The organism is Bacillus sp. 123MFChir2 (genome assembly GCF_000383235.1).
GTDB lineage: Bacteria > Bacillota > Bacilli > Bacillales > Bacillaceae_G > Bacillus_A.
Window position 1 is genome coordinate 17,343 of record NZ_KB910934.1, and the last position, 26,338, is coordinate 43,680.

Sequence of the window (26,338 nt, forward strand, 5' to 3'; positions counted from 1 at the left end):
TAGTATTCATTGCTATTTATGACTAGAGATTGATTGTTCACTTACCTTTTGATATAAAGCAGCCATGTCTTTTTCACCATATCCTGCTTTACCAGCTTCATCATACAAATTCAAAAGCATTTCACTTACTGGTAAGTGAAGCTCACTTTCTTTTGCTAAATCAACTGCAAATCCTAAGTCTTTCTTTAGTAGATTTACAGTAAATCCTGGTTCATAGTTTTCTGGCGCAATAAAGCTTTTATAATTGCGCTCATAAATTCTACTTTGTCCATAACTCACATTTAAAATATCAAACATTTTATCTAAATCCATATTGTTTTTCTTTGCTAATGTCAGAGCTTCACTAACACCCGCTGTATAAAAACCAATTAATAAGTTATTAATCAATTTTACAGTCGTACCACTATCAATTTTCTCACTCACATGAAATATATTTGCTCCCAATACTTCCATCACTGGTAAACCTTTTTCATATACTTCTTTTGGTCCACCAACCATAAAAGTTAATGTGCGGTTTTCCGCGCCAATCACTCCACCGCTAACCGGTGCAGCCAAGAAATCGACTTTTTTATTCTTCGCAGCATCCGCAAGCTTTTTATTTAATTGCGGAGCTACTGTGCTTGTATCAATTAAAACCACATTCGAATGACTATTCTCAATTAAACCTTCTTCTCCAAAATAAACAGCTTCAACAGCTCGCGGTGACGGTAAACTTGTAAAAATCAAATCACATGTTTCTGCTAATTTTGCAATTGATAAGCCAATGATTCCTCCTTCTTTCTCAAAGGAAGCTTCAGCCTCTTTATTTAAATCAACTCCATATACAGAATAGTTAGATTTTAATAAATTTTTAGACATTGGAAGACCCATATTACCTAAGCCGATAAAACCAACCTTTTTCATACCGCTCTCCTCCTATTTAAACAATATATTTCCCGCGATTTATAATCGTTTTTGCGATTTCTCGCTTTTTCGTAAACAAGTTCGTGTATAGAGGTACTGACAGTTGATGAATTTCATCTAGAATAGTGTTTCTAATTTGCTCTTCTTGCACCGCTGCAGAAAGAAGAACAATTGCTGCTGATTCTACTTTTCGATATCCTTCTTCACAAAGCACATCCGTTATAAACTGTTTTGCACATTCTTTTTCTTCACCATTTTTACTTATCGCTTTCTTTGTACGTAAAAATGCCGATTCCATTACATATACATCTTTCAACATGTCTGCTAACACGCGTGAATATTCTTGTTCTTGTTCGATTTTTAATTCAGGAGTTTGAGATAGCGTTTTCAAAGATTGCTTCAATAATTGTTTCGATAATAAAATATAACGATGATTTCGTTCTACATTTTCAAATTTGTCTTCATCTACTTTGTCCCCTAGTTGTATCGTTTGTTTCATTAACATTTTCGCAACTGTTAAGCGATTAATTTCATTCGTTCCTTCAAATATACGGCTAATTCTAGCATCACGATATAATCGTTCTACTTCATATTCTTGCATATAACCATAACCACCATGAATTTGCACCGCTTCATCCACAATGTTTCCAAGTGTTTCTGAAGCATTCACTTTGTTGATTGCACATTCCATTGCAAATTGAGACATTTTCTGCATAATACCTTCATCACTCTCATGAATCGCTTCATCAATTACGCCTGCTGTTCGATAAGCTGCGCTCTCTGCACCGTATGTAGCGATAATCATATTTGCAATTTTCTCTTGAATCATCGTGAAATCAACTAATTCTGTTTGAAACTGTTTTCGTTCTTTTCCGTATTGAACAGATAAGCCAATTGCCTGTTTTGCTGTTCCAATATTTCCGAAAGCAAGTTTCAATCTAGCAAAATTGAGAATATTAAGAGCTACGTGATGTCCCTTTCCTACTTCCCCTAGTACATTTTCAGCAGGTATGACGACATCCTCTAAAATCAGAGTCGCAGTTGAAGAACCTTTAATACCCATTTTCTTTTCTTCTGGGCCAATCGAAACGCCTTCACATGTTCTTTCGACAATAAATGCTGTCATTCCTTTATTTGTCTTCGCAAAAACAACATATACGTCAGCCATATGAGCATTGGTAATCCACTGTTTTTCACCATTTAATGTCCAAGCTGTTCCTTCTTCATTTAAGACAGCACTTGTTTTTGCACTTAATGCATCAGATCCAGCATTAGGTTCTGTTAAAGCATAAGCTCCAATCCATTCGCCTGATGCAATTTTAGGTAAGTATTTTTCCTTCTGCTCTTTTGTTCCGTAGTATATATATGGCAGCGTTCCTACTCCAGCATGAATATTAAAGGAAACACTAAAGGCTCCTGCATATCCCATCTTTTCTGCCACAAGTCCAGAAACTGCTTTCCCTAATTCAAATCCACCATATTCTTCTGGAATCTCTATACTCAACAATCCAAGTTCTCCAGCCTTTTCAAACAACCTGCGGGAAACTTGATAATTGTGCTGCTCGATATTTTCAATTTGAGGAACAATTTCCTGTTTCACAAATTGTTCTGTTGTTTTTGCGATTAAATCTTCATCACCTGAAAAATCCTCAGGTGTAAAAAAGATTGTATTAAGCTCCTGATTCAGCGAAAAAAAATCGTCCCATTGCAACTTTGTTTTCTCCATCTGTATCCCCCTATCATTTCGTTCTTCATTTTATTTATATGCAAAATCTATGCCAATCTAAAAATTGATAGAACAAGGGCAAAATGAAAAGAAAACGTAAAACTGTCTAGACAGTTTTACACTTGATATAACAATTGTTTAGATTTTTAATCTTGACAATTTATTATAAAGGGTCGCCCTAGAAATCCCTAACAATGCCGCTGCTTTTGATTTATTTCCTTTTGCTTCTTTTAAAACGCGTTCAATTAATCCTCTTTCTTCCTCTTCACGTACCACTTTCATTGCTTCTTGTTTTGCTGGTAAAGACTGAATCATAGGTACTAATTTCTTCTGTTCCATATCCCGGTAATAAAATTCTTCTGGTAAATCCTTAGCCCGTATATGTGCATCATCTGATAGTGCAAATAGCCTTTCTAACACATTGATTAATTCCCTAACATTACCCGGCCAATTATAATGGAACATAAGGCGTAATACTTCTTTATCAAGTGTCTTTTCTTCAGTACCATACATTTGACATAAATTTTGTAAATGTTCCTCAACAATGAGTGGTATATCTTGTTTTCGAAAGCGAAGCGGTGGAATATGAATCGGAATAACATGAAGACGATGATATAAATCCTCCCTAAAGGTTCCTTCTCTAACCATTTGTTTTAAATCTTTATTTGTCGCTGTAATTAGCCTGAAATCAACAGGAATTGGATGTGTACCACCTATTCTTTCTATTTCCCTTTCTTGTAAAACACGTAAAATTTTCACTTGCGTTAATAGTGACATATCGCCAATCTCGTCTAAAAATACTGTTCCATGATTTGCAAGTTCAAATTTCCCTGCCTTTCCATTCTTTTTCGCACCTGTAAAAGCACCTTCTGCATAACCAAACAATTCAGATTCTAGTAAATTATCAGGAATAGCAGCACAGTTCACACTAATAAATGGACCGTTCTTTGTTATACCGGTATCATGTATCGCGCGTGCAAATTGTTCTTTACCAACACCGCTTTCTCCAGTAATTAATACAGATGCTTTTGATCCAGCTGCTTTTCGAGCCATTTTTTTCGTTTCAGAAATTGTTTGACTTTCTCCAAGAATATCTTCAAATCGAACCTGCTTCTTTTTCGGTTTAGAAAACGTTGGTTTGATTTCCCTATCCTTTTGATAAAATCGTTCTAGTATTTTATAAACATCTGAAATCCCTTCATGAATAAGCATCCCTACAGCACCTATCACTTTTCCTTGCTTCCAAATTGGCATCCGGTGCACAACTAGATTCTGTCCTTGCAGACGGTGCACTTGATTTCTTTCTGGTACTCCTGTTTTTAATACAACTGGAAGCCGCGTATTCTCAATTACATTTTCAGCGTGTTGCCCAATAGCTTCTTCCTTCGTAACACCAACAAAACGACTGTACGTTTCATTGAACATTTGGATAACTCCATTTTCATCCACAATTGCAATACCTTCGTATGCAGTATCAAAACAAAGTTTAAACCACTCTATCATTTGATGTGCACATTCGTTTTCTTGAACCAAATCTTTATGAAAGGCTAATAATTCCTTATTACTGAACACTCCTTTAAACTCTCTGTTTTCCTTGCAAGTAACGTAAAGTGGCATATTCTCTAACTCACTTAATGAAAACTCTTCCCTTACGTTATAGAAAAAATGTCTCAATATAGTGACAATCGGTTCATCCCACTCTGAATGATCCTCTAACCACTTTACACAATCAATTAGTTTCACAACCCCAATCACATGATTGTTTTCTAAAACAGGGAGTTCTGTGCTCTCTGATTCAGCTAGTATTCGTAATGCTTCTCGAATTGTATCATCTTTCCTCAAAGTGTACGGGTCCTGCTTCATCCAATTTCGAACAGAGTCATATTTTGCAGCCATCATAACTGAATTTCCCTTCCTTTAGAATGTCTATACTCCTCTTCTCCTATCTGCATAACATGATAATGCTTTTCTACCGTGGGGAAAATATTATAATAAAATGCAACTACACAAACGAGGATTTCGTTTCTTTTCGTCAAAAACCTTTTATCAATCTCATTCTTACTATCCGTTAATATAACAAAAAAGCGATGATTCATTTCACATCAAGCAGGTGTCTTTGCTAAAGATGTGTATCATCGCTTTTTTATTTCATCTATTGCCCATCAGATAAAATTGTTTTTGCAATTCCCTTATCTAACTCCTCAAAGTCATGATAAGAAATTGTTTCATATAATTCACTTCTTGTTTGCATATCAGAAAGCCCTTCTTTTTGCGATCCTTCTTCTTTTATAAGATGAAAAATACGTTCATAAGCTTTTGCTGCAACGCGAAGAGAAGTCACTGGATATATAACCATTTGATAACCGATATTAGCAAATTCCTCGGCAGTATAATACGGTGTTTTTCCAAATTCAGTCATATTAGCAAGTAAAGGTACCGTTACTTTTTTTGTAAATAAACGAAACTCTTCTTCTGACTGCAAAGCTTCTGGGAAAATAGCATCCGCACCCGCTTCTATGTAAGCAATTGCTCGCTCAATCGATGCATCTAATCCTTCAACAGCACGAGCATCCGTACGAGCTACAACAACCATCGATGGTGCTACTTCTTTTATAACTTTAATTTTTTGCTGCATTTCTTCAATAGAAACAAGTTTTTTGCCATTTAGATGTCCACATTTTTTAGGAAGTTGCTGATCTTCGATTTGAACAGCAGCCACATTTGCTTCCATCATTTCTACAGCAGTTCTTGCTACATTTAATACTCCACCAAATCCTGTATCAATATCGACAAGAAGAGGTAAATCCGTTGCTCTAACAAGATCTCTTGCTCTTTCAGCCACTTCAGTAGATGTTACAATGCCCAAATCTGGTAAACCCTTACTTGCTGTATAAGCAGCTCCTGATAAATAAAGAGCTGAAAATCCAGCATTTTTTGCAACAAGAGCAGCCATCGCATCATGTGCACCAGGAATTTGCAAGATTTCAGGTGCTTCTACTAAAGTTCGGAATCGATTGGCAAGTTCTTCTTGTGTTGACTGTTTATTTACAACCCAAGCCATTCTTATTCCCCCCATACTTAAATTAAGAAAAGATCTACAAATTCATTTACATTCATATTTTCTAATTTTTCTTCATTCAAACAAGCCTCATGAATTTTTTCTTGTTGTTTATTAGAATAATGAACAGCCATATTTGCAGAGAATTTTTGAACAACCTTTGGAATCGCTTCGTCTCTACGGAAACGGTGACCTAATGGATATTCACATTCTACATTTTCTGTTACTGTATCATCTTTAAAATGAATTTGAACAGCGTTGGCGATTGAGCGCTTGTTCGGATCTAGGTAATCTAAGCTGTATTGTTTATTTTCAACAACAACCATCTTATTTCGTAATTCATCTACGCGAGAATCAGAGGCTACTTCATCCTCATAATCATCTGCAACAATGTCACCTTTTAATAAACCGATTGCAGTAATGTATTGCAAGCAATGATCGCGGTCAGCTGGGTTATTTAATGGACCCTCTTTATCAATAATACGAACTGCTGATTCATGTGTCGTAATGGTAATACGGTCAATTTCATCTAATCGTTCTTTCACTTCTGGATGTAATTTCACTGCACATTCTGCAGCTGTTTGAGCATGAAATTCTGCTGGATACGATACTTTAAATAACACATTTTCCATTACATAAGAATCTAAAGGTCTTGCTAATTTTAGTTCTTGCTTGTTAAACAATACATCTTGGAATCCCCATCCTGGTGCAGATAATGCTGTTGGGTAACCCATTTCACCTTTTAATGCAGTAAGTGCAAGATGAACACCACGACTTGTTGCATCCCCAGCTGCCCATGACTTACGTGAACCTGTATTTGGAGCATGACGATATGTACGAAGACTAGAGTTATCAATCCACGCATGAGACAATGCATTAAAGATTTCTTCACGTGTGCCACCAAGCATTTTCGTAACAACAGCTGTTGTCGCTACTTTTACGTATAACACATGGTCAAGACCAACGCGGTTTAAACTATTTTCTAATGCAAGTACACCTTGGATTTCATGTGCTTTAATCATCATTTCAAGTACATCTCTTACTTTTAATGGTTCTTTTCCTTCTGAAATACGAACGCGGCTCACATAATCTGCAACAGCTAAAATTCCACCTAAATTATCAGACGGATGTCCCCATTCAGCCGCAAGCCACGTATCATTATAATCTAACCAACGAATCATACATCCGATATTAAAGGCACCGCGTACTGGATCAAGTACAAATGATGTTCCCGGCACACGTGTACCATTTGGCACAACTGTTCCTGGTACGACAGGTCCTAGTAATTTTGTACACTCTGGATATTGCAGTGCTAAAATCCCACATCCAAGCGTATCAAGTAACACATAGCGTGCTGTACTGAATGCTTCTAAGCTTGTAATCTCTTTATTTAATACATAATCCGTAATCTCTTCTAAAATTGCATCTTTTTGTTTAATTTCATTTGTTTTAATCACGCTATTCTTCCCTTTCTATCGAAAATTCGTTATTATTAAGAATGGGTGTCGGTCAAACACTCATCTGGCGGGCGGCCTTAACAACTCCCCAGTTGTTTTTATTTGCTAAGCACATGTCGCTCGCCAGTATAATTTACACGCGGGCGGAACAAGCGATTATTTGTATGTTGCTCAATCACATGCGCACATAAGCCTACCGTTCTTGAACTGAAAAAGATTGGTGTATATAGTTGAATTGGAATACCTAACATCCAATAGACTGGAGCAGCATAATAATCTAGGTTTGGATAGATTCCTTTTTCCTTCTCCATAATCTTTTCTCCAGCTTCACACATTTCATATAATGTATAATCGCCTTTCACATCACATAACTGCTTTAATGCTTCTTTCATCATAAGCGCTCTTGGATCGATCTTCTTCATGTAGACGCGATGTCCAAATCCCATGATTTTTTCTTTGTTATACAGTTTCTTTTGCAATAATTCTTCAAATTTCCCGGCAGTACCTGCTTCAAGCAGCATGTACATCACTGCCTCATTTGCGCCTCCATGTAAATTACCTTTTAAAGAAGCAACTGCTCCGGTTAAGGCACCATACAAATCTGATTGTGTCGATGCAATTACTCTAGCGGTAAAAGTAGAGTTAGGCATTTCATGTTCACTATACAGAACGAGCGATCGGTCAAATATTTTTTCTTCTAATTCAGAAGGCTTTTTACCCGTAAGCATACGGAAGAAATTCGCACTATAAGATAATTCTTGAATCGGTTCAATTGGTTCTTCATTATTTAAAATTCGATAGCTATTCGCTACTATATTCGGCACCTTACTTAACAATTTATAAGCACGCTTTTTATTTACATCTAATGAGCGATCATCAATTTCATTATCATAACCAGCTAGCGCCGAAATTCCTGTACGCAATCCATCCATTGGATGCGTTTGTTTTGGCAGTGCTTTTAAAACATCAAAAATCCCACTCGGAACCTCATATTCAGACTTTAACGTTTCTTCCAATGCCGCTTTTTCATCTGAATTAGGAAGTTTCTCCTCTAATAAAAGATGAACGATATCTAAATAGCTTTTCGTTTTAGATAACTCAATCAAGTCATACCCTTGAATAACGATTTCTCCTTTTTTTGTATCAAGAAAAGAAATCTTCGTCTCTGCTGCAATTACCCCTTCAAGTCCTGGAAAATATTTTTCTTCAGCTCCCATTTTGTTTTCCTCCAATCCAAATAGATCTTCGTTTACACTTCTGTAAGCCTTTCCAAGAATGCACAAAATATTTCCCTCACTATTCTCTATTTTAACTTCTCGCAAAGAATATGAGGTTAGCAGCGTACAAGGTTTTTCTATGTTTAGATTGTTAATAATGATATTTTTGAAAGGATTGAGATTATAAGAAAATGTTCCAAACAAAGAATCTCTCATAAGCTTCATTTTTGTTAATGATTACGACAATAAAAAAGATCTTCCAACGCAACTGTTACTATAACTTATCTTCGTAAATTAGCACCATCTCCCCGCGCAGACTATGATATGCAAAACAAACGATTTATCTTCGCCCGTTTTACACTCATTTCATTTTCTACTCAAATATATCAGACTGTTTAGAAAATTACAATTTATTTTATTTTCTTTATCTATGGATATATAAACGATTTATTTTTTCATTATAATTTCTAAAAAAAAAGAATAGCAATCCGCTATCCTTTTCAAACATTTTATATTAGTTTATTTCAACCACGATCCAACAATCGGATATTGAAAAGATCGATTATTTAACGCACAAACAATACCAATAATTGGTGTAATTAAAGCCATAAGTCCAAAAATAATTAAAAATGGAATTCCAATTAATATCCAAGAGAAAAATGCTGAAATACCAATGAGTACGCCTATGACAAAATGAAATATGACTGCTTGTAATGATAATTTTTTAATTTCTCGATCTGAACTCAAAAGAAATATAATAAAAGGAACCAATACAGGCGCAAACCAAGTACTAGCATGAATGAATATTTTCAATCCTTTATGCTCCATTAAAAAATCACTCCTTTTTTAACAAAGTAAGGTTATAATCATGAAATTTTTTCATTGTTTTGGGATAACTATATTTTTTGATAAGGTCGTATGTTTCTTCTTGTTTGTCTTCTAAAAGTAACTGTTTCGTTTGTAAAATATAATGAACCGACTTAGATATTCTCTTTTTCATCTCTGTTTTATCTTTTGTAAACCCTCCATGTCCTGGTATTAGAAGGCTAATATCATATGTCTCTATTATAAATTCGAATTTTTTTAAAGTTGATAAATAGTCATCACTGTTATGATAAATATAAGGAAACTCTATATCTGATAAGTAGTCACCAGCTATTATGATACCGAGTGGCTTAAGAACTGTAATAATGCCATCATCAGTATGACCTGGGGCTTGATAAAAATGAAATTTCATATCCCCTATCTCTAATTCTTCATCTTCTTTACAAATGGAAATATCCACATTTGGAAATTTCACTTCATACTTCCTTGTTATGTAATAAGAATCGTCAAAGTCTTGAATACTATTAATAATTGATTGCTTATCAGGACAATCTTTTAATTTCTCACTTGCAATTACTTTTGCATACGAAAACGCACCATAACCTAAAATATGATCAAAATCGGAATGTGTAAAAAGTAAGTAAACGTCTTTATCTTTTTTATTTTCATAAACATAGTTCTGAATTTCATTCACTTCATTCGGTAGCCAAGTCGGATCTATTACTAATACCAATTCATCAGTTTCTACAACAACTGAGTTTGTTTGAAAAATAGCACTTTGAAAGATAGTTATGTAATTATCTTTATACTGAATCATTACCATATGCCTCCATTCTAGTTTTTTCCCATTGCTTTGAAGAAATTTAGGTACATATCTCTATAGTCCATTCTAATTATTAAAAATAGTTCACATTTTATTCAAACATTTGAACAATGAATATTTATTCTTTTTTTGCATAAATAGTTCTCCTTTTCGCATAGGGAAAACTTTTAATTTTTGACAATTTTCTGAACAACGGTTTATTATACAAAAAAATGAGAAAAATGACGATTTTTCTCATTTTTTGTCTTTTCATATATATTTACAGTTCATATACACTCCATATAGACTGTTAGTTGTAAGAACAACATTACCAAAAATTAGAAAAGGAGAAAAGGAAAATGAAAAATTTCACAAAGGTTACCTTAGCAACATTTATCGGATTTTGTGGTATTGGTGCTTTTTCACAAACGGAGAATGTAAAAGCAGCAAAATTAGATATCACTTCTCAAGATTCTTTGAATGCAAATACTTCCACTGTCACAAACAAACAATCCATTGTATCTGAACCAAAAACAATTAAGCACCATCATGTAAAGTATGAAAAAAGAAAGTATCAATCTGCTGAAAATATCCCTAAAGAAATCTATTACTCTTCAGAAGGCTTTAAAGGATTTATTTCCGCAGTGACCGTTATAGATACTGGAGACTATTTCCTAGTTTGTTATTCCGGCACTGTCATTCGCTGTTAAATAGAAAGTAACATATAATATGAACAATAAAGAATCTGCTTACAATAATAAAAAAAGCCAAAAAATCAATTGATTTGATTTCATGGCTTATTAAATAATAAGATAACATTAAAAATAACACTTTAACATTACCTTTCCCATAATCAATTATATAATAGAAAGAATTTTCTTTCAATCAAAAGACACTCATGTAGTGTCTTTTTTTATGACGAATAGTGAAAAATATTTATACTAAATTTTTCGGATAATATTTCTCAATTTACTATATATTCCATAAATGTTACATTTGAATTGAAAAAGGTTTCTTTTTCAGTAGTTCCCTTTTCAAACCCCGGAAGCAATAAGAGAGTTGGTGACACTCCTAGGAGTGTCTTTTTTTATCAAAGAAGACTCCGCTATACAGCAGAGTCCAAATTTTAAAAAGAAGAAAAGAGACAAAAAACGTTTCGGAATTGGATATAATGACTTTGGCTTGGTTTTCCCTACTTTAACAGTAACCCGTGTAATTTCAAAAGTTTGACACAGCTATGGAAAAAGCTTATAAAGAAAAGTGAAGTTCTTGATATTCGCTTTCATGATCTTAGGCATACTCATGCAACTTTAATGCTAAAACAAGGTATCCATCCAAAGATTGTGAGCGAAAGATTAGGTCATAAAAGAATGGGAATTACATTGGATACCTATTCTCACGTTGTACCAGGTCTTCAAGAAACAGCGGTGGATCAATTTGCAAACGAATTATTCGGAGAAAAAAACGTTCGTTAGAAGTTTTGTGATTTTGACGAAATCACCACCTAAAAAATTACAAATAAAACAGAATGAAAAGGAGTCAAAAACATGAAAGAAATCAAGTCTGACAAGGAGTTTCGCGATCTTATCGCAAACGAAAATCCAGTAGTAATTAAGTTTTTCACAACATGGTGCCCAGATTGCGTGCGCATGGACAATTTTATCGGTGATATAATGGAAGAGTTCAATAAATTTGAGTGGTATTCCATTAATAAAGATGAGTTCCCAAGTATTGCGGAAGAATATCAAGTAATGGGAATTCCAAGTTTATTAGTGTATCAAAACAGTGAAAAACTTGGTCATTTACATAGTGCAAATGCAAAGACTGAAGAGCAAGTAACTGAGTTTTTAGAAGTATATTAATATACTATAAACAACTTAAAGCACTTAGAAGCATATCTAAGTGCTTTTTTGTCTTTTTTGCCCTCACGAAACAATGTTCTCCCTTTCTTAAAATGCTAAAAGTACACAACAATGTTTGTATAGACCCACACGACTTTCGTTTGATACGCTTATATATAGAGAATCTTTGAGAGAAAGGTGAGTGAATAGTATGGAGTCACTTTCTAACAAAGCTGCTGATAAAGGGGCTATGCTAAGTATTGTTGCCTATATATTTTTATCAACTGTTAAAATTACAATAAGCTACATAGCCGTTTCTAGCGCACTGCGTGCTGATGGTCTTAATAATTTAACTGATATTGGCGCATCATTAGCTGTATTAATTGGGTTAAAAATTTCCCGAAAACCTCGTGATCCAGATCATCCATATGGTCACTTACGCGCAGAACAAATCGCCTCACTCATCGCGTCCTTTATTATGATGACTGTTGGATTGGAAGTTATCGTAAATGCTATTCAATCCTTTTTCAAGGAAGAACAAACACCCCCTAATTTAATAGGAGCTTGGGTTGCTTTGTTTTGCGCTGCTATTATGTATAGCGTATACGTTTATAATCGTAAAATTGCCAAGGAAACAAATAGTAAAGCACTAGAAGCGGCTGCAAAAGATAATTTATCTGATGTTCTCGTAAGTGTTGGGACCGTTATTGGTATTTTCGGTTCACAGTTTCAAATGCCTCTTCTTGATCCAATTGCGGCACTTATTGTCGGTATCATTATTTGTAAAACTGCGTGGGATATTTTCAAAGAAGCATCACACCTATTAACAGATGGCATTGATCCAGACAAAATGAAGCAATATGCCGATACAGTTAAAACCATTACAGGCGTTGAACACATTGTTGACATTCGAGCACGCATGTATGGGAATCAAACGTATGTTGATATTACTATCGAAGTAGACGCACACATGGACGTAAGTGAAAGCCATCGTATTACTGATGAAATTGAAGAAAAACTGCAGCATAAACACAATATTTGGCACACACATATTCATGTAGAGCCAATGCAAAAAGAACCTATGCTCTCATAGGTCCTTTTTATGTAATACAAAATGGATTGAAATGAATCATTACTCATGATTGATTAACTTAATACAGAAGATTTATTGTCGGCTACATGCGGGAGAAATGTTTGATGAAACATGATACATAAAATAAGCCAACTTCCTCCAGCAGCCCAGCCCGCTAAAATATCAGATGGATAATGTACTCCTAAATATATTCGACTAATAGAAATGGAGAAGATAAGAAAGCAGGCAATAACAATCAGCAGTAATTTTTGATGCAATTGTAGGCGATGTTCAGTAATTGTAATGTATGCAATAAATCCAAGAAATGCAACTGCATTCATCGCATGTCCGCTCGGAAAACTGTAACCTGTCGCAGTAACAAGTTGTGATATATCGGGCCTTGGTCGCTCATACCATACCTTTAACATATAGTTCAAGTAGCGCGAACCATAAAAATTTATCATTAACAAAATCGTTGTCATGTATCGTCTTCGAATCAAGAAATACATAAACAGGATAAACATTACAGGAAAATATACCTTTTTTGATCCAATGTAAGACATCCATACAAAATAAGAGGTAAAATATTCATTACGAAAGCCTTGTATATAATTACTTACTTCATTGTCAAATTGATCAATAATAGATGTTTCATAAGAAAAAGATAGCACGACAAAACAAACGAGCAAAACAAAAAGTAGCATATATAAATGTCGATATCTCTTCATCTGCATAACCTCACTATACAAAAATGGAGCGGGTGTTTTATTTTCCCTCTCCATTTCTTTTTTATGCATGAATCATCAAGAAATATAACTGTTAATTTTTTGCTGCATTGTTGGAATGTCCTCACGCTTCACTGTGAAACGTAAAACTTTTTCATCCATATCTAAAGCTTCAGATAATAGTCCAGCAATCCCTCTTGCTTTTCGATCTACTTCCATCACAATTTCTAAACTATCATACGAACGCGGGATGATCAGAAGTTCTAATTCATCTAACTTTCCATAATATGGTCCGGATACAGGGACAAATTCAAACTCTTGCGCGAATGGGACATGGTCACGCAAACGGTATGGAAGCTCTTCACATTCCGCTTGACGAAGACGAAATCCAAGATTTTGGACTGCCTCTAATACACTTTTTAATAGCAAGTTTGGTAGTACTTGAATGTAATCTCTGTCACTTGGGTCAATGCTGCGTTTAATATCTAGACCAGTCTGCACCCAAACGGTTTTCATTCCAAATGTTAAAGGTGCTTCAATCGGCATCGGGAATGAAAATGGAATTTCTCGTTTTTCATTTATCCCGATTGTTATAGGAGTTGTTAAACGAACTTTTTTTAAATCATATGTTGAATTTATTTTCTTGTCGTCTACTTCACGAATATATGTCGTAGATAACGTTAAATAAATGCTATCAATTTCTTGTGCTACTGACCCGCCAGTAATATGTACAACCCCTGTAATTTCTTCACCGATAAGCCATTCTTCTTGTGTTAACACAGTGTCAACTTTTGCACTGCCAATACCAACGCTTGCTAAAAACTTTTCGAACATGTATCTCCCATCCTTTCTATTATACAGCGCACATCATCTATTAATTCTTGTACATTTTCATAATACGGCTCTTTCATTTGTAGCATCCGCATAATTACGTCAATACTATTTGCTGATAATGTTAATTCTTCGTGCCAAGGCTGTTCTTCTTTTGAAGATTCATAACTAGAATACAGCAAAAACAAAGCAAAATGTCCAAGAGCATAAAAATCACTACGATAATGGATTTCACGCATATACGCTTGTTCCCCTTTATAAGAATGAGCACGTTCATCATTTTCACCAATAAAGCGAGCTAATCCAAAATCAATGATAAATATTTCATCATCATTCATTAAAATATTAGGAATTCGTAAATCGCGATGCACAATACCTTGACTATGAAAATAGGAAACAACATAAAGCACCTTATATAAAATAAGAAAAACTTCTTTCTCTGTATACATTTCTCCATACTCAAAAATAAAATCTTCAAATGTCTTTCCGCACATTTCCTCCATTACAAAAAAAGATCCTTTTCTCCATGAAAAACTATGAAAGAAACGAGGTATTGCATGATGCTCTACCTGCTGTAAAATCGCTTGCTCATATGTAAACGATTTCCTACCTGATGCATAGCGCTGTTTACTTTTTCGAAGTTGTTTTAATACTTTTTCCTCACCAGACAACAAGTCAGTAACAAGATATGTAAAACCATAGCTCCCCATACCAAGAATACGCTGAATTTGATACCGCTGTGCAACGACAGTATCAATACACAGCGGTCGATCAAACCACGCCAAAACTTTTTGAAAATTCATCAACTACTAGAGAAAAAACTGCGACTTTTATGTTTTCTTTTATAATGATGATGCCCATACCCATGTGATGGATGATGCTTATGATGATCGCTGCTAGAATACGAACGATGTCGATGACGATAATCACTACTGGAGTAAGAGCGGTGCTTATGCTTATTGCCTAGAATAGAATCAATAATTTTTTTGAACATCACTTCACCTCTTCAGAAAATTTTCCCTTTCATTATACCAAATACAGCACGATATAGTGATATTAGTTTTATTATTTATACCGCATTAACGGGCAGTAAGCCCCCACCTCAAAATTGAGAGAAAAGCGAAGAATGTATTCGGGGGATAACTGCCCGTAAAAGCCCGATTGGTTCAACTAACCATCAGTGAGAATGAAGCCCTCTACTGATGGAAGTTTCACTTTATACGATGCAAAAAACGACGAGTCTATCCCGTCGTTACTTCCCCTCATCATCTTCGTCAAATACTTCATCAATCATACATTTCTCTAACAAATAATCAAATGCAATGTCTGCAAGGTCTTCAATTTCTTCGCGCTTTGGTACGTATCCTCTTACAATTAATTGCTCATAAAAAAATTCTGCAATTTCTTCCGTATCAATCACGACTTCTATTTCCTTCATGAGCATCACCCCTTTAATTCTGTTTTATGAAGAAAAATAGAAATTATGTATAACAATAGAAAAACATTTTTCTTTTTTTGCTAGATATATAGGTTATATAAAAAAATAGTTTTGCATAAGATGTAGTACAAGCTATATAAAGGAGGAAAACACAATGAACTATAAACAAGAAATACTACATACAGAAGAAGATTTCATACATGAGGATGCGTGGGTGGACAAGCTAGTTTCTATATTTATTATCTTTTTAACAATTGTAGGCATACCATATACAATTTATATTTTCTTTCAATTCCTTCTCTCTTTCTAAGTTATTTTTTCTCGGATAATTTAATTAAATAATTACGTACAACTTCCATCACAATTTTATATTCTTCATCTTGAAATGTTTCATACAATGTTCTGTAATCATTAAAAATATCTAACAAACCATCAATAATTTCTTTACGATTCGTTTTTATACTTACTTTTTTCGAATTATTAATAGACTTTAATTTCCCTAAATCTAGCTTATTCATACCCGCCTTATCTTGTTTCATCTTCTTTAAAATGACATTTGCTGTTTGCGCATTCGCAATCAGTGTCAAATCGGATTCATCTGCTTCGAGCCATTCACCATCTGTAATACGAGATAATTCATAAATTGCATCTTCCCAAGCATCATTTTTATAACGCCATACTTCCGTCCGGTAACCAACAACACGAAATACATCCTTTTCATAGCCTGTAACTTGAACGAGATCACCAAACGTAAATTTATAATGAAGTTCAATCCATTCTGATTCGCCATCTTTCATTTCTTGCTCCGTCACAAGCTGCAGTGTATGTTCTACATAAAATCCATCGTGGTTGTTTACTTCATATACATAAACTCCGTCAAGCATTTTTATATTCGTGATTTTGCCCACTGTACCATATAACGTAATCACGACTATATCTCCTATATTGTATTTGGGCTGCTTTTTTCTCGTCATGTCTCTCTCTCCTTTTGAAGTCGTGATTTTAAGTATGTGACGATAACAGTATATGCGACCCAATACGAAAACGCTTATCACATGAGGTTGTATACTTGAATATTTTTCATAAAAAATACACTCCTCTATTGGAGTGTACATAAAACAAATTGAAAATGATTAATTAAAACGTTCTAAAAATAGGCGTTTCACTCTACCGCTCTTGCATATATAATTCCCATGCGCGATCAAAAATGCTCATACTATCTAATGAACCGCTTAATTCTAAGTATGAACTAATTTCATCATAATCCTCCGATTGCTTTGGAAAACTATGATCTTCATACATTATTTCCGCCAAGTCGCATAGTTCATTTTTTGCTAAAGAAGCACGATGCTTCATCATATAATGATAAAATGACTTTTTCAACAATATTCCCTACCTTTCTAACTTGGCTACATTATACAAGCCAAACAAGAAAAAAACCAGCATAAAAAATGCTGGTTAAAAATCAAAATAATTTCGCTTTAATAAACGCGGACGCTCCATGAGATCTGTATATGTGACTTGTTTTGGTAAATCTTTCGTATAAATTAAAAAGAGCTGGTCTTCAATTTCTTTCACAGTAGTATCTGATTGATAATGCATTCCGCAATTTGGACATGCGATACAAGGTGTTTCTTCAATTGTAACTGTTTGTGTTCCATCTGGTAATTCCCAGTATACAGTATTTACACTTTCAATTGCTTCTTCACCTTCACACCACATACATCTCATACTGCATCTCCCTCAGTTTTTGTACTCTCATCTAATTTTGCCATTTGTGCTTGATATTTTTTATCTTTCAACTGGTCACGTTTGTCACGTTTATCTTTTAATGAAGCATGCGTTGTATTTGTTTCATAATCTTTACGGCGGTTCATACGCTGTAAGCCTTCTGGTACAAGGTTAAACTTCTTATCACTCATAAGTGCTGCTACACCAACATCAGAGCGCTTTTCTTCGTAAGTAGGATAAATTTCTTTGAAATATCCTTCTGCTCTGCCTGCTACATAATTCTCTGGCTCTGGATACGTTGTAATCACACCTTCAAAGTTACGAAGAACAACTTTATCAGCGCTTTGTGAAATAATGTAGTTTGGCTGAACGGCAATTTTACCACCGCCGCCCGGTGCATCTACAACAAATGTTGGAACTGCATAACCAGATGTATGTCCGCGTAATCCTTCAATAATTTCAAGACCTTTTGATACTGGCGCACGGAAATGGCCAATACCTTCTGATAAGTCACATTGATAAATATAGTAAGGACGTACGCGAATTTTCACTAAATCGTGCATCAATTTTTTCATAATTGGTACGCTATCGTTAATACCTGCTAAAATAACAGCTTGATTTCCAAGCGGTACACCTGCATTTGCAAGCATTTCACAAGCAAGTTTCGATTCTTCTGTAATTTCAATAGACGTATTAAAATGTGTATTTAACCAAACTGGATGGTATTTCTTAATAATATTGCAAAGGTTTTCCGTAATACGCTGCGGAAATACAACAGGAGCCCTTGTTCCAATACGAATAATTTCCACATGCGGAATTGCACGTAAGTTCTTTAAAATATACTCTAAAATGTTATCGTTAATAAGAAGTCCGTCACCACCAGATATTAATACGTCACGAACTTGCGGCGTTTCACGAATATAAGCAATCGCTTCGTCTAATTGCTTCTTTGGAACACCCATTCCAATTTGTCCACTAAAACGACGACGTGTACAGTAACGGCAATACATAGAACATTGATTTGTTACTAAAAATAGAACACGGTCTGGATAACGGTGTGTTAACCCCGGAACTGGTGAATCTTCATCTTCATGAAGCGGGTCTTCTAAATCATACTTCGTTTTATATAATTCTTCTGAAATCGGTACAGATTGCATGCGAATTGGACAACGTGGATCATCTGGATTCATAAGAGATGCATAGTATGGTGTAATGTTTAATGGGATTGTTTTTGTTGAAATTTTAACACCTTCTTCTTCTTCTGGTGTTAAATTAATGACTTTCTTTAAATCATCTAATGTTTTAATTGTATTTGTTAATTGCCAAATCCAATCGTTCCATTGCTCCTCTGTAACATCTTTCCATAGTTCAATCTCTTTCCAATGACGTTCTGGTTTATATACGTCGTGTAACATTGCCATTCCCCCTTTTTCAAACGCTCACTACTTATTAAAGCAATAATCATGCCAACTTTAACAGTTACATCTAAATTTTGATCCTCATCTATTCGTACAACCTTGGCTATTACAAGCTTCTTTACTATAAAAATATCGTTTTATACGAAAATAAAATAAAAACACCTCTTAAAAAACAGAATTTTCTTTACTTTTATATATGTAAGCTCTCATTTATTGGTGCAAATGCACAAAAAGCTGCCAATTATTCGGCATATTTCGCATATTTATTTAATTTATACTGCAAAGTTTGTCTTGGAATGCCTAACAACTTTGCAGCTTGCAAAACATTTCCTTTCGCTTCTAACATTGCATGTTCAATCAACTCGTTTTCCGTTTTATACAGCGCCTCCCGAAGCGGTAATATCGGCCTTTTCTGCAGATGCGGCGTTTGTCGAAACGAACGTGGTAAACAAGATAGCGTTAGTATTTTCCCTTCTGCTACAATGACCGCATGTTCAATCATATGCTTTAATTCACGTACATTACCTGGCCAATGGTATTGAAGCAATCGCTTCTTTGCCCCTTCATCTATACCAATCACATTCTTTTTATATTCCTTGTTATAAGCCTGTAAAAAGTGCGGAGCTAATAATACAATATCTTCCTTCCGCTCACGAAGCGGCGGGATAAATAAAGAAAACACATTTAATCGATAATATAAATCTGTACGAATTTTATTTTCACGAAGGCACTCATCTGGGGGTTGATTCATTGCGGTAATCACACGCACATCAACTTTTCTTGTCTTATTATCACCGATGCGGCGAATAACACCATCTTCTAGTACGCGAAGCATTTTTGCTTGTAAATCTAACGGCATCGAATTCAGTTCATCTAAAAATAATGTACCACCGTCCGCAAGCTCAAATAAACCTGCGCGCTCTATTGCACCTGTATAACTTCCTTTAGTTGTTCCAAACAGTAAACTTTCAAGTAATGATTCTGGCAAAGCAGCACAGTTTTGAGCGATAAACGCGTTATTTCTTCTTTTCGATGCTTCATGTATTGCTTGTACAAATAACTCTTTTCCCGTTCCTGTTTCCCCGTAAATCAGTACGTTCGCATTCGTAGTCGCAACCTTTTGCGCCAATTGTTTCGTTTGTAAAAAGCGCATATCATTCGTTATAATCGTATCGAATGCTACATGTCTGTATGGTGCTTTTTTCGGTGGTGACCGCTTCATTTTGGACTGCAAGTCAGCAATTTTTTCCGTCAACTTTTGAATAGTAGAATAATCTTTTGCAATTTCAACAGCGCCAGCAATGCGTCCTTCTATAAAAATAGGAAGTGTTGTATTCACCGTGTATACATCTTCTCCCCTTCGATTTTGATATCGCTGCACTTGGTGTAGAATTGGCTTTTTCATTTGCAATACCTTTAACAGTGTACTCGTTTCTGGAGTTAACGAAGGAAATGCTTCTAATAAATATTTACCAAGTACATCTTCTACATTCGATCCATCATGTTTTGCTGCTACTGAATTATAAAAAATCGTAACCCCATTTTCATCTACTGCATGAATAGCTTCATCAATGCTACTTAAAATCGCTTCAATTACTTCTTGTGTTGAAATCGCCAGCAACGCATTCCCCTCCTTCGCTCAAAAACCAGCAATTATGATGCCTAATTTTGAGCATTTACTGCTAAAATGAAACTCCCATCAGCGAAGATTTTTTTCTTCTACGCTGATGGAAGTTAAACGAATCGATTCTTAATGAATCCTTATCTACTAGATAAGACCATTTTGGTTATTTAACATACAACTCCAGGCTATACAGAACGAAACCTGACCGCTTCTATGCACGACCAGATGCTCTCGCCCCCCTAAAAAAGGATCTGCATGTCAGTTTTTCAATTTGTATTTATATACGTGATAAATCCTTTACCCAAACGTTCATATCCTCTAACTTATCAAAAATATAACAGTTATTCGCAAGTCTTCCTGTGTACGTATATCCAAGTTGATAAAACGCTGCGTTCATACCAAATGAGAGTGACCGTGCAATTGTATACGAACAAAAAACACCTCTCTCTTGCAGTTCATCTTCTAACTTCATCAGTAAACTTTTCATAAAACCATGCTTTCGATACTCAGGTAACGTTGCACAATTTGTTAATTCTGCATTTCCCTCTTTTACGTTTATTTCTGCTGAAGCAGTACTTATAATCTTTCCTTCCGTTTCATACACGTAATAAATTGTATCTTCCTTCATCGTTTTCACAATATAATCGAATTCATTTAAAGGTGTAGGATAAATCTCAAATACTTTTCCGAATACGTCCGCAAGCTGCTTTGCATCTCCTTCTGTTGCTTTTCGCAACACAAACTGTGCTGGTATCTCCTTTTCTACTACTTGTTTAGCGATTACAACACTCACAATCTCATCTTCCTTCACCCACTGCACACTATTACGGCGCTCATCATCTCGATATTTCACCATAAAATACGCATCATGACCTTGAAAGTACTGTGGAATACTTGCTTCTAGCATATAACCAAGAGAGAGCCACGCCGAAATATGTTCCCTTTTTCCTTTTATAATTAATTTCGTGAAAGAATGAGAGTTTGCGAGTTCTTCAACCCTATGCATTACTTGTTCGACATTTCCCTTATAATGGTCAACTCGAATACGTTTATTAAAATAATCTAATGTACCTTCTACTGTATAGTACTTCGTCTGTTCTGCAAATTCTTCGTAGTATTTCATTTGTCCACCTCGCACCACTCTAGCAGTGTGCATGCAATAATCTTTGCTGCTGCAATCATTTTATTAATTTCAATATATTCATTTGGATAATGAGCGACTTTCGTTTCACCTGGGCCGAACACGATCGTTGGAATATTTGCGATTTGCGTAAATAACCCTCCATCTGTTCCCCACGGTGATGCCTCAATAATTGGCTCTGTACCTTCAATTTGTACAAAATTGTCCTTTAACATCGTGATAAGCGGATGATTTTCTTCTAATTCACCTGGAACCCATCGTGCGCCAAACCATTCTACTTCTACTGGATGTTCTGTAAACCATGGATCTACCTGATTTAACTGTCCTATCCAATTTTCAAACTCTTTTTTTGCCTCTTCCATACTTTCATTTGGCGCTACCCCATATCTTCCTTCTAAAGTAAGAAAATCAGGTACAGAACTTGGCCAGCTGCCACCTTCAATTTTCCCGATATTAATCGGAATTGGAATCGGGATTTCTTTATATAATGGATCAGTAATCCGTTCATTTCGTTTTCCTTCTAGCTTCCTTATATGCTCTATAACAAACATACTTTTTTCAATAGCACTTACACCTTCATAACGTGTCCCACCATGCGCAGCTTTCCCTTTTACGAATAAACGAAACCACATTGAACCTTGTTGTTTCGAGAAAAATTTCATATTCGTCGGCTCTGGGATAATTACACCATCTGCCTCGTAGCCTCGTAAAAGTGTCGCAAGCGTACCTGCGCCGCCACTCTCTTCTTCTATTACACTTTGAAAATATACATCTCCCTTTAAAGAAATGCCTGTTGCTACAATGGCTTCTATCGCCAACATAAGCGATACATTACCACCTTTCATATCAGTTGTGCCGCGCCCGTATACACGATTCCCAATTTTTTCTCCGGCATATGGATTATGCTCCCACTGCTTTAAATCACCTTCAGGCACAACATCAATATGACCATTTAAAATCATCGACTTTCCGCCGCCACTTCCCTTTAACGTTGCTACAATATTAGGACTATCGTTAAAATTTGTACGCGGTGAGACGAAATACGGATGATCTTTCATTTTCGTAAACGAAGGTTCCCAAATATCTAAATCTAAACCAAGCTCACGCAGCTTTTCAATTACAACCGCTTGCGCACCGCTTTCATCTCCACTCGTACTTTTTTCTTGAATTAAACGTTTTAATAATTTCACACTCATATTTTCATGACTTTCAATATATTCACACACTTGTTTTTTATATTGCTCCAATTGTTACCTCTCCTTTCAGTCAATCACTAGTAAAGACGGACTTACATGAAAAGCAGCTTCTGTGCATTTTTTTACATCCTCTACTGTGTACGGACTCATTAATTCTTGTAGCACTAGTCCTTTCGGTGTTACTTCCATTACTGCCATATCTGTAATAATTACGTCTACACATCGTTTTGATGTTAGCGGTAGTGTACATTCTGAAACAATTTTTGATTTTCCGTATTTATCGACATGATTCATGACAACGACAACACGTTTTGCTTTTTGCGCTAAATCCATGGCACCACCTATTCCTGGCACACGCTTACCAGGTACAATCCAGTTTGCTAAGTCACCTTTTTCACTTACTTGTAGTGACCCAAGAATGGTAATATCAAGCAAGCCTTTTCGAATCATCCCAAATGCTGTGCTGCTATCAAAATAACTAGCTCCGGCAATAATTGATGTCGGCAAGCCAGCCGCATTACATAAATTTTCATCCTCTTCGCCTTTTACAGGTGTTGGTCCCATACCAACGATACCGTTTTCCGCATGAAACATAACATGCATATCATCTGGCAAATGGTTCGGAATTAGAGATGGGATACCGATTCCTAAATTCACAATCATTCTGTTTTGAATTTCCTTTGCTGCACGCTTTGCAATTTTGTTACGAACATCTACTCCCATGCCCATTTCCAGTTCACTCCTTCCGATGGAACGATATAATCAACAAACACACCCGGTGTAATAATTTCTTCAGGATCGAGTTCTCCAAGTGGAACAATTTCTTCAGCCTCAACAATTGTAATATCACCAGCCATGGCGACATGCGGATTCATATTGCGCGCACTTTTATCAAACACAAGGTTTCCAAATGGGTCTGCTTGTTTCGCAAATACGATAGACACTTCTGCTGTTAATGCTGTTTCTATCAAATATGTTTTCCCGCTAATTTCAACTGTTCGTTTTCCTTCTTCCATAATCGTATCCATCCCAACATCAACAAGAACACCGCCAAGTCCGACTCCTCCAGCTCGGATTCGTTCTGCTAATGTACCTTGAGGAGAAAATTCAATTTTCAATCTTCCTTCATTTAATTGTCGTCCTGCATTTGGATTTGAACCAATATGTGATGTAATTAACGACTTTACACGTTCGTTCGTCACAAGGCGGCCAATTCCCACTTCAGGAAAACCCGTATCATTTCCGATTAAATGTAAATCATGAATTCCTTTATCTAAGATTGCTTGAATTAAAGAGGGGGGAGCACCAATGCCTCCAAACCCTCCAAACATAAGTGTCATTCCATCGTAAAAATGTGGCATAACATCTTGTATTGTTTTTAATTTTCCAAATGTATTTGTAATAGTTTTCATGCGATACTATGCCCTCCTTTTTGCGTCATTTCCTCTACGCTTTTCGCAAAAATATGAAGTAGTTCATCAAGCTCTGCATATGTAGTCGTAAGCGGCGGCGCAACTAATAATGCACTATCTTCCTTACCCGCTTGCCCTGATACAGCTTGGTATAAAAGAAGACCATTTTTCGCCGCAACCGAAATAAGTTCAGATGCCTTTGTAAACGATTGCAATTCTACTCCAATCAGAAAGCCTTTCCCGCGTACATCAGCGATAATTGTCGATTGTTGCTGTACCTTTTGCAAACCTGCAATTAAATATTCCCCTTTTTCAGCAGTTTCTTCTGGCAAACGGCGCTTCTCTGTATATTCAATTACCGCTAAAGCTGTTGCTGCAGAAAGTGGATTTGCGCTCAATGTATGCCCACTCATCACAGAACGAGACCCTCTTAAAATCGGTTCCATCACACGATCACTTACCATCGTTGCAGCAATTGGTGCATAACCAGCTGCCAACCCTTTTCCAAGCGTCATAATATCTGGCTGGACACCCCAATGTTCCATCGCAAACCATGCTCCCGTGCGGCCAAGCCCTGTCATAACTTCATCGGCAATAAATAAAATATCATAATGTTCACAAATATCCTTAATTACCTTATAATAATCTTTCGGTGGTACAACCGCTCCCCCAGCTGCGCCAATAATCGGCTCCGCAATGAATGCCGCAATATGCTCTGCACCAATACGTTCAATGGATCGCTCTAACTCTGTTGCACACGAAAGTTGACATGTTGGATACACCTTTTGTACTGGACAACGGAAACAATACGGTGCGGGTAATGTCGGATAATCTTCCAATATGGAAACAAAACGTTGTCTACGCAGCGGATGTCCAGACATCGAAAGTGCCCCCATCGTAATTCCGTGATAACTCATCCAACGCGATAAAATTTTATGCTTTCCTTGAATACCGCGCTCTTGAAAATGTTGAATTGCAACTTTCATTGCCGTTTCATTTGCCTCTGTACCACTATTAACGAAAAAGCTCCAATTTAAATCTCCCATATTTAAGTCGCTCAGCTTCTTTGCGAGCTTTTCTGCTGGTTCGCTCGTAAACTGCGAACGATACACAAAGGCAATTTCCTCTGCTTGCTGCTTAATAACTTCTGCAATCTCTGTTACGCCATGACCAATACTTGCTGTTATTGCTCCTGACGAACCATCAAAATATTTATTACCGTTTTGATCATATAAATAAACACCTTTCCCGTGCGAAATCATCGGATACGGTTGACCAACAAGTGGTTTAATTAAGTAATCACGCATGACGCTCCCCCCGTTTCTTCAACTCATATATAAATATGTAAAAAATCGATTCTTCTTTCATAAAAAAAAGAACTCTCTGCCTAAGCAGTGAATCTATTAAAAGCCATTATTATAGAATATAAAAATAAATGCATAAAAATAAAATAGAAAGAAATTTCAGAAATAACAATTTACAATTCAACAACACACTCTCTACATCACTCCCTACCTATCTAAACGAAACCAGTAACTAAAAATTTCCTTACTCCTCTCTTCTTATATATCATTTGAGATGAAAACATGTTGCTAATGTGTAAACTTCGACAACACTCCAGGGATATTCCTTCTTACTTCTTCATTTTATTCCATATACTTTCAAACAAATTTAGACAAAATTTTCACAAAAATAAACTCGTCCTATGATAAGACGAGTTTATTCTACAATGTCCTCTACTTCCACTTTAAATTTCATGTCCTTTATCAATTAGTAGCACTTTTGCTTCCGGCATTTTACCAATTGTTTCATAGCAAGCAAAAATTCCCGCAGGACCTGCACACATCATAGTTCGTATTCATATATTCATTCCCCCATTACATTCCTTGCTAAAGGGATCATGTCCCATTTGGAATGTCAG

The 26,338-nt window shown here is 35.8% G+C and carries 27 protein-coding genes and 1 pseudogene; 5 read left to right on the top strand and 23 right to left on the bottom strand.

All coding sequences use genetic code 11. The annotated features are described in order from the left end of the window. Nucleotides 1-12: 12 nt before the first annotated feature. The 8 genes from H280_RS0108215 to H280_RS0108250 all read right to left on the bottom strand — a co-directional run bounded on the left by H280_RS0108215 (nt 13) and on the right by H280_RS0108250 (nt 10,009). On the bottom strand, nt 13-903 hold the full coding sequence (locus tag H280_RS0108215; protein WP_020060640.1) for an NAD(P)-dependent oxidoreductase: 891 nt from the start codon (nt 901-903) through the stop codon (nt 13-15). A gap of 16 nt (nt 904-919) precedes the next feature. Continuing rightward, on the bottom strand, nt 920-2,629 hold the full coding sequence (locus tag H280_RS0108220) for an acyl-CoA dehydrogenase family protein (RefSeq protein ID WP_020060641.1): 1,710 nt from the start codon (nt 2,627-2,629) through the stop codon (nt 920-922). A 138-nt stretch (nt 2,630-2,767) separates the two neighbouring features. Next, nucleotides 2,768-4,528 carry a sigma-54-dependent Fis family transcriptional regulator gene (locus tag H280_RS0108225; RefSeq protein WP_020060642.1) on the bottom strand — a complete coding sequence of 587 codons (1,761 nt, stop codon included), beginning with the start codon at nt 4,526-4,528 and terminating at the stop codon, nt 2,768-2,770. Between the two features lie 253 nt (nt 4,529-4,781). Continuing rightward, nucleotides 4,782-5,690: a methylisocitrate lyase gene (gene prpB / locus H280_RS0108230; protein WP_020060643.1), complete on the bottom strand. Its 909-nt coding sequence runs from the start codon at nt 5,688-5,690 to the stop codon at nt 4,782-4,784. A 17-nt stretch (nt 5,691-5,707) separates the two neighbouring features. Further along, on the bottom strand, nt 5,708-7,144 hold the full coding sequence (gene prpD / locus H280_RS0108235) for a 2-methylcitrate dehydratase (protein ID WP_020060644.1): 1,437 nt from the start codon (nt 7,142-7,144) through the stop codon (nt 5,708-5,710). Between the two features lie 98 nt (nt 7,145-7,242). Then, nucleotides 7,243-8,361, bottom strand: coding sequence for a citrate synthase (gene mmgD / locus H280_RS0108240; RefSeq protein WP_020060645.1), 1,119 nt, complete (start codon nt 8,359-8,361; stop codon nt 7,243-7,245). A gap of 519 nt (nt 8,362-8,880) precedes the next feature. Further along, complete coding sequence (locus H280_RS0108245) at nt 8,881-9,189, bottom strand: DUF4870 domain-containing protein (RefSeq protein ID WP_020060646.1); 309 nt, start codon at nt 9,187-9,189, stop codon at nt 8,881-8,883. Nucleotides 9,190-9,196: 7 nt separating this feature from the next. Further along, nucleotides 9,197-10,009, bottom strand: a complete 813-nt coding sequence (locus tag H280_RS0108250) for an MBL fold metallo-hydrolase (RefSeq protein WP_155894984.1) — start codon at nt 10,007-10,009, stop codon at nt 9,197-9,199. Between the two features lie 338 nt (nt 10,010-10,347). Here H280_RS0108250 and H280_RS0108255 point away from each other — a divergent pair, with 338 nt between their 5' ends. From H280_RS0108255 to H280_RS0108270, 4 genes and pseudogenes are all read left to right on the top strand, one after another. Beyond that, complete coding sequence (locus tag H280_RS0108255; RefSeq protein ID WP_020060648.1) at nt 10,348-10,698, top strand: hypothetical protein; 351 nt, start codon at nt 10,348-10,350, stop codon at nt 10,696-10,698. Nucleotides 10,699-11,095: 397 nt separating this feature from the next. Next, nucleotides 11,096-11,463, top strand: a pseudogene (locus H280_RS23320) (site-specific integrase). 72 nt (nt 11,464-11,535) lie between these two features. Continuing rightward, the gene (locus H280_RS0108265) at nt 11,536-11,850 is read left to right on the top strand and encodes a thioredoxin family protein (protein WP_020060651.1); all 315 of its coding nucleotides are present in this window, start codon (nt 11,536-11,538) and stop codon (nt 11,848-11,850) included. Between the two features lie 190 nt (nt 11,851-12,040). Further along, entirely contained in the window at nt 12,041-12,922 is an 882-nt protein-coding gene (locus H280_RS0108270; RefSeq protein WP_020060652.1) for a cation diffusion facilitator family transporter, read from the top strand. A 53-nt stretch (nt 12,923-12,975) separates the two neighbouring features. Here the strand turns inward: H280_RS0108270 and H280_RS0108275 are convergent, their stop codons facing one another. The 5 genes from H280_RS0108275 to H280_RS0108290 form a co-directional block, all read right to left on the bottom strand. Then, nucleotides 12,976-13,629, bottom strand: a complete 654-nt coding sequence (locus H280_RS0108275) for a phosphatase PAP2 family protein (protein WP_020060653.1) — start codon at nt 13,627-13,629, stop codon at nt 12,976-12,978. 75 nt (nt 13,630-13,704) lie between these two features. Further along, nucleotides 13,705-14,460 carry a sporulation protein gene (locus H280_RS0108280; RefSeq protein WP_020060654.1) on the bottom strand — a complete coding sequence of 252 codons (756 nt, stop codon included), beginning with the start codon at nt 14,458-14,460 and terminating at the stop codon, nt 13,705-13,707. Further along, nucleotides 14,442-15,260 (bottom strand): serine/threonine protein kinase, encoded by an 819-nt coding sequence (locus H280_RS0108285; protein WP_020060655.1) that lies wholly within the window; start codon nt 15,258-15,260, stop codon nt 14,442-14,444. The genes H280_RS0108280 and H280_RS0108285 overlap by 19 nt, the downstream gene beginning before the upstream one ends. After that, entirely contained in the window at nt 15,260-15,451 is a 192-nt protein-coding gene (locus H280_RS24905) for a hypothetical protein (RefSeq protein ID WP_081625637.1), read from the bottom strand. Before H280_RS24905 ends, H280_RS0108285 begins: the two co-directional genes overlap by 1 nt. A 258-nt stretch (nt 15,452-15,709) precedes the next feature. Beyond that, complete coding sequence (locus H280_RS0108290) at nt 15,710-15,895, bottom strand: YozD family protein (protein WP_020060656.1); 186 nt, start codon at nt 15,893-15,895, stop codon at nt 15,710-15,712. 154 nt (nt 15,896-16,049) lie between these two features. Between H280_RS0108290 and H280_RS24910 the strand changes: the two genes are divergently transcribed. After that, entirely contained in the window at nt 16,050-16,205 is a 156-nt protein-coding gene (locus tag H280_RS24910; protein ID WP_020060657.1) for a DUF3930 family protein, read from the top strand. A 1-nt stretch (nt 16,206) separates the two neighbouring features. Here H280_RS24910 and H280_RS0108300 read toward each other — a convergent pair whose 3' ends face one another. From H280_RS0108300 to H280_RS0108345, 10 genes are all read right to left on the bottom strand, one after another. Then, the gene (locus H280_RS0108300) at nt 16,207-16,869 is read right to left on the bottom strand and encodes a hypothetical protein (RefSeq protein ID WP_020060658.1); all 663 of its coding nucleotides are present in this window, start codon (nt 16,867-16,869) and stop codon (nt 16,207-16,209) included. A 193-nt stretch (nt 16,870-17,062) separates the two neighbouring features. After that, a complete protein-coding gene (locus H280_RS0108305) occupies nt 17,063-17,278 on the bottom strand; it encodes a YozE family protein (protein ID WP_020060659.1) in 216 nt (71 codons plus the stop codon). A gap of 75 nt (nt 17,279-17,353) precedes the next feature. Further along, nucleotides 17,354-17,626: a YokU family protein gene (locus H280_RS0108310; protein WP_020060660.1), complete on the bottom strand. Its 273-nt coding sequence runs from the start codon at nt 17,624-17,626 to the stop codon at nt 17,354-17,356. Further along, nucleotides 17,623-19,041, bottom strand: a complete 1,419-nt coding sequence (gene ablA / locus H280_RS0108315; RefSeq protein ID WP_020060661.1) for a lysine 2,3-aminomutase — start codon at nt 19,039-19,041, stop codon at nt 17,623-17,625. The genes H280_RS0108310 and ablA overlap by 4 nt, the downstream gene beginning before the upstream one ends. Nucleotides 19,042-19,285: 244 nt before the next feature. Next, nucleotides 19,286-20,665: a sigma-54 interaction domain-containing protein gene (locus tag H280_RS0108320; protein WP_020060662.1), complete on the bottom strand. Its 1,380-nt coding sequence runs from the start codon at nt 20,663-20,665 to the stop codon at nt 19,286-19,288. A 280-nt stretch (nt 20,666-20,945) separates the two neighbouring features. Further along, nucleotides 20,946-21,791, bottom strand: coding sequence for a putative beta-lysine N-acetyltransferase (gene ablB / locus H280_RS0108325; RefSeq protein ID WP_020060663.1), 846 nt, complete (start codon nt 21,789-21,791; stop codon nt 20,946-20,948). Then, nucleotides 21,788-23,056, bottom strand: a complete 1,269-nt coding sequence (locus H280_RS0108330) for a peptidase (RefSeq protein WP_020060664.1) — start codon at nt 23,054-23,056, stop codon at nt 21,788-21,790. The genes ablB and H280_RS0108330 overlap by 4 nt, the downstream gene beginning before the upstream one ends. Before the next feature lie 15 nt (nt 23,057-23,071). Beyond that, nucleotides 23,072-23,734 carry a CoA transferase subunit B gene (locus tag H280_RS0108335; RefSeq protein WP_020060665.1) on the bottom strand — a complete coding sequence of 221 codons (663 nt, stop codon included), beginning with the start codon at nt 23,732-23,734 and terminating at the stop codon, nt 23,072-23,074. Next, nucleotides 23,719-24,417 (bottom strand): 3-oxoacid CoA-transferase subunit A, encoded by a 699-nt coding sequence (locus H280_RS0108340; protein WP_020060666.1) that lies wholly within the window; start codon nt 24,415-24,417, stop codon nt 23,719-23,721. Before H280_RS0108340 ends, H280_RS0108335 begins: the two co-directional genes overlap by 16 nt. After that, the gene (locus tag H280_RS0108345) at nt 24,414-25,724 is read right to left on the bottom strand and encodes an aspartate aminotransferase family protein (RefSeq protein WP_020060667.1); all 1,311 of its coding nucleotides are present in this window, start codon (nt 25,722-25,724) and stop codon (nt 24,414-24,416) included. The genes H280_RS0108340 and H280_RS0108345 overlap by 4 nt, the downstream gene beginning before the upstream one ends. Nucleotides 25,725-26,338: the final 614 nt, after the last annotated feature.

Coding starts and splice junctions, on each gene's coding strand:
- H280_RS24905 (WP_081625637.1), bottom strand. CDS start 15,451: ATGTTCAAAAAAATTATTGATTCTATTCTAGGCAATAAGCATAAGCAC.
- H280_RS0108220 (WP_020060641.1), bottom strand. CDS start 2,629: ATGGAGAAAACAAAGTTGCAATGGGACGATTTTTTTTCGCTGAATCAG.
- ablB (WP_020060663.1), bottom strand. CDS start 21,791: ATGAAATACTACGAAGAATTTGCAGAACAGACGAAGTACTATACAGTA.
- prpB (WP_020060643.1), bottom strand. CDS start 5,690: ATGGCTTGGGTTGTAAATAAACAGTCAACACAAGAAGAACTTGCCAAT.
- H280_RS0108280 (WP_020060654.1), bottom strand. CDS start 14,460: ATGTTCGAAAAGTTTTTAGCAAGCGTTGGTATTGGCAGTGCAAAAGTT.
- H280_RS0108310 (WP_020060660.1), bottom strand. CDS start 17,626: ATGAGATGTATGTGGTGTGAAGGTGAAGAAGCAATTGAAAGTGTAAAT.
- H280_RS0108270 (WP_020060652.1), top strand. CDS start 12,041: ATGGAGTCACTTTCTAACAAAGCTGCTGATAAAGGGGCTATGCTAAGT.
- H280_RS0108275 (WP_020060653.1), bottom strand. CDS start 13,629: ATGAAGAGATATCGACATTTATATATGCTACTTTTTGTTTTGCTCGTT.
- mmgD (WP_020060645.1), bottom strand. CDS start 8,361: ATGGGAGCTGAAGAAAAATATTTTCCAGGACTTGAAGGGGTAATTGCA.
- ablA (WP_020060661.1), bottom strand. CDS start 19,041: ATGTTACACGACGTATATAAACCAGAACGTCATTGGAAAGAGATTGAA.
- H280_RS0108265 (WP_020060651.1), top strand. CDS start 11,536: ATGAAAGAAATCAAGTCTGACAAGGAGTTTCGCGATCTTATCGCAAAC.
- H280_RS0108300 (WP_020060658.1), bottom strand. CDS start 16,869: ATGACGAGAAAAAAGCAGCCCAAATACAATATAGGAGATATAGTCGTG.
- H280_RS0108345 (WP_020060667.1), bottom strand. CDS start 25,724: ATGCGTGATTACTTAATTAAACCACTTGTTGGTCAACCGTATCCGATG.
- H280_RS0108245 (WP_020060646.1), bottom strand. CDS start 9,189: ATGGAGCATAAAGGATTGAAAATATTCATTCATGCTAGTACTTGGTTT.
- H280_RS0108250 (WP_155894984.1), bottom strand. CDS start 10,009: ATGGTAATGATTCAGTATAAAGATAATTACATAACTATCTTTCAAAGT.
- H280_RS0108255 (WP_020060648.1), top strand. CDS start 10,348: ATGAAAAATTTCACAAAGGTTACCTTAGCAACATTTATCGGATTTTGT.
- H280_RS0108285 (WP_020060655.1), bottom strand. CDS start 15,260: ATGAATTTTCAAAAAGTTTTGGCGTGGTTTGATCGACCGCTGTGTATT.
- H280_RS0108215 (WP_020060640.1), bottom strand. CDS start 903: ATGAAAAAGGTTGGTTTTATCGGCTTAGGTAATATGGGTCTTCCAATG.
- H280_RS0108340 (WP_020060666.1), bottom strand. CDS start 24,417: ATGAAAACTATTACAAATACATTTGGAAAATTAAAAACAATACAAGAT.
- H280_RS24910 (WP_020060657.1), top strand. CDS start 16,050: ATGAACTATAAACAAGAAATACTACATACAGAAGAAGATTTCATACAT.
- H280_RS0108290 (WP_020060656.1), bottom strand. CDS start 15,895: ATGAAGGAAATAGAAGTCGTGATTGATACGGAAGAAATTGCAGAATTT.
- H280_RS0108335 (WP_020060665.1), bottom strand. CDS start 23,734: ATGGGCATGGGAGTAGATGTTCGTAACAAAATTGCAAAGCGTGCAGCA.
- H280_RS0108225 (WP_020060642.1), bottom strand. CDS start 4,528: ATGATGGCTGCAAAATATGACTCTGTTCGAAATTGGATGAAGCAGGAC.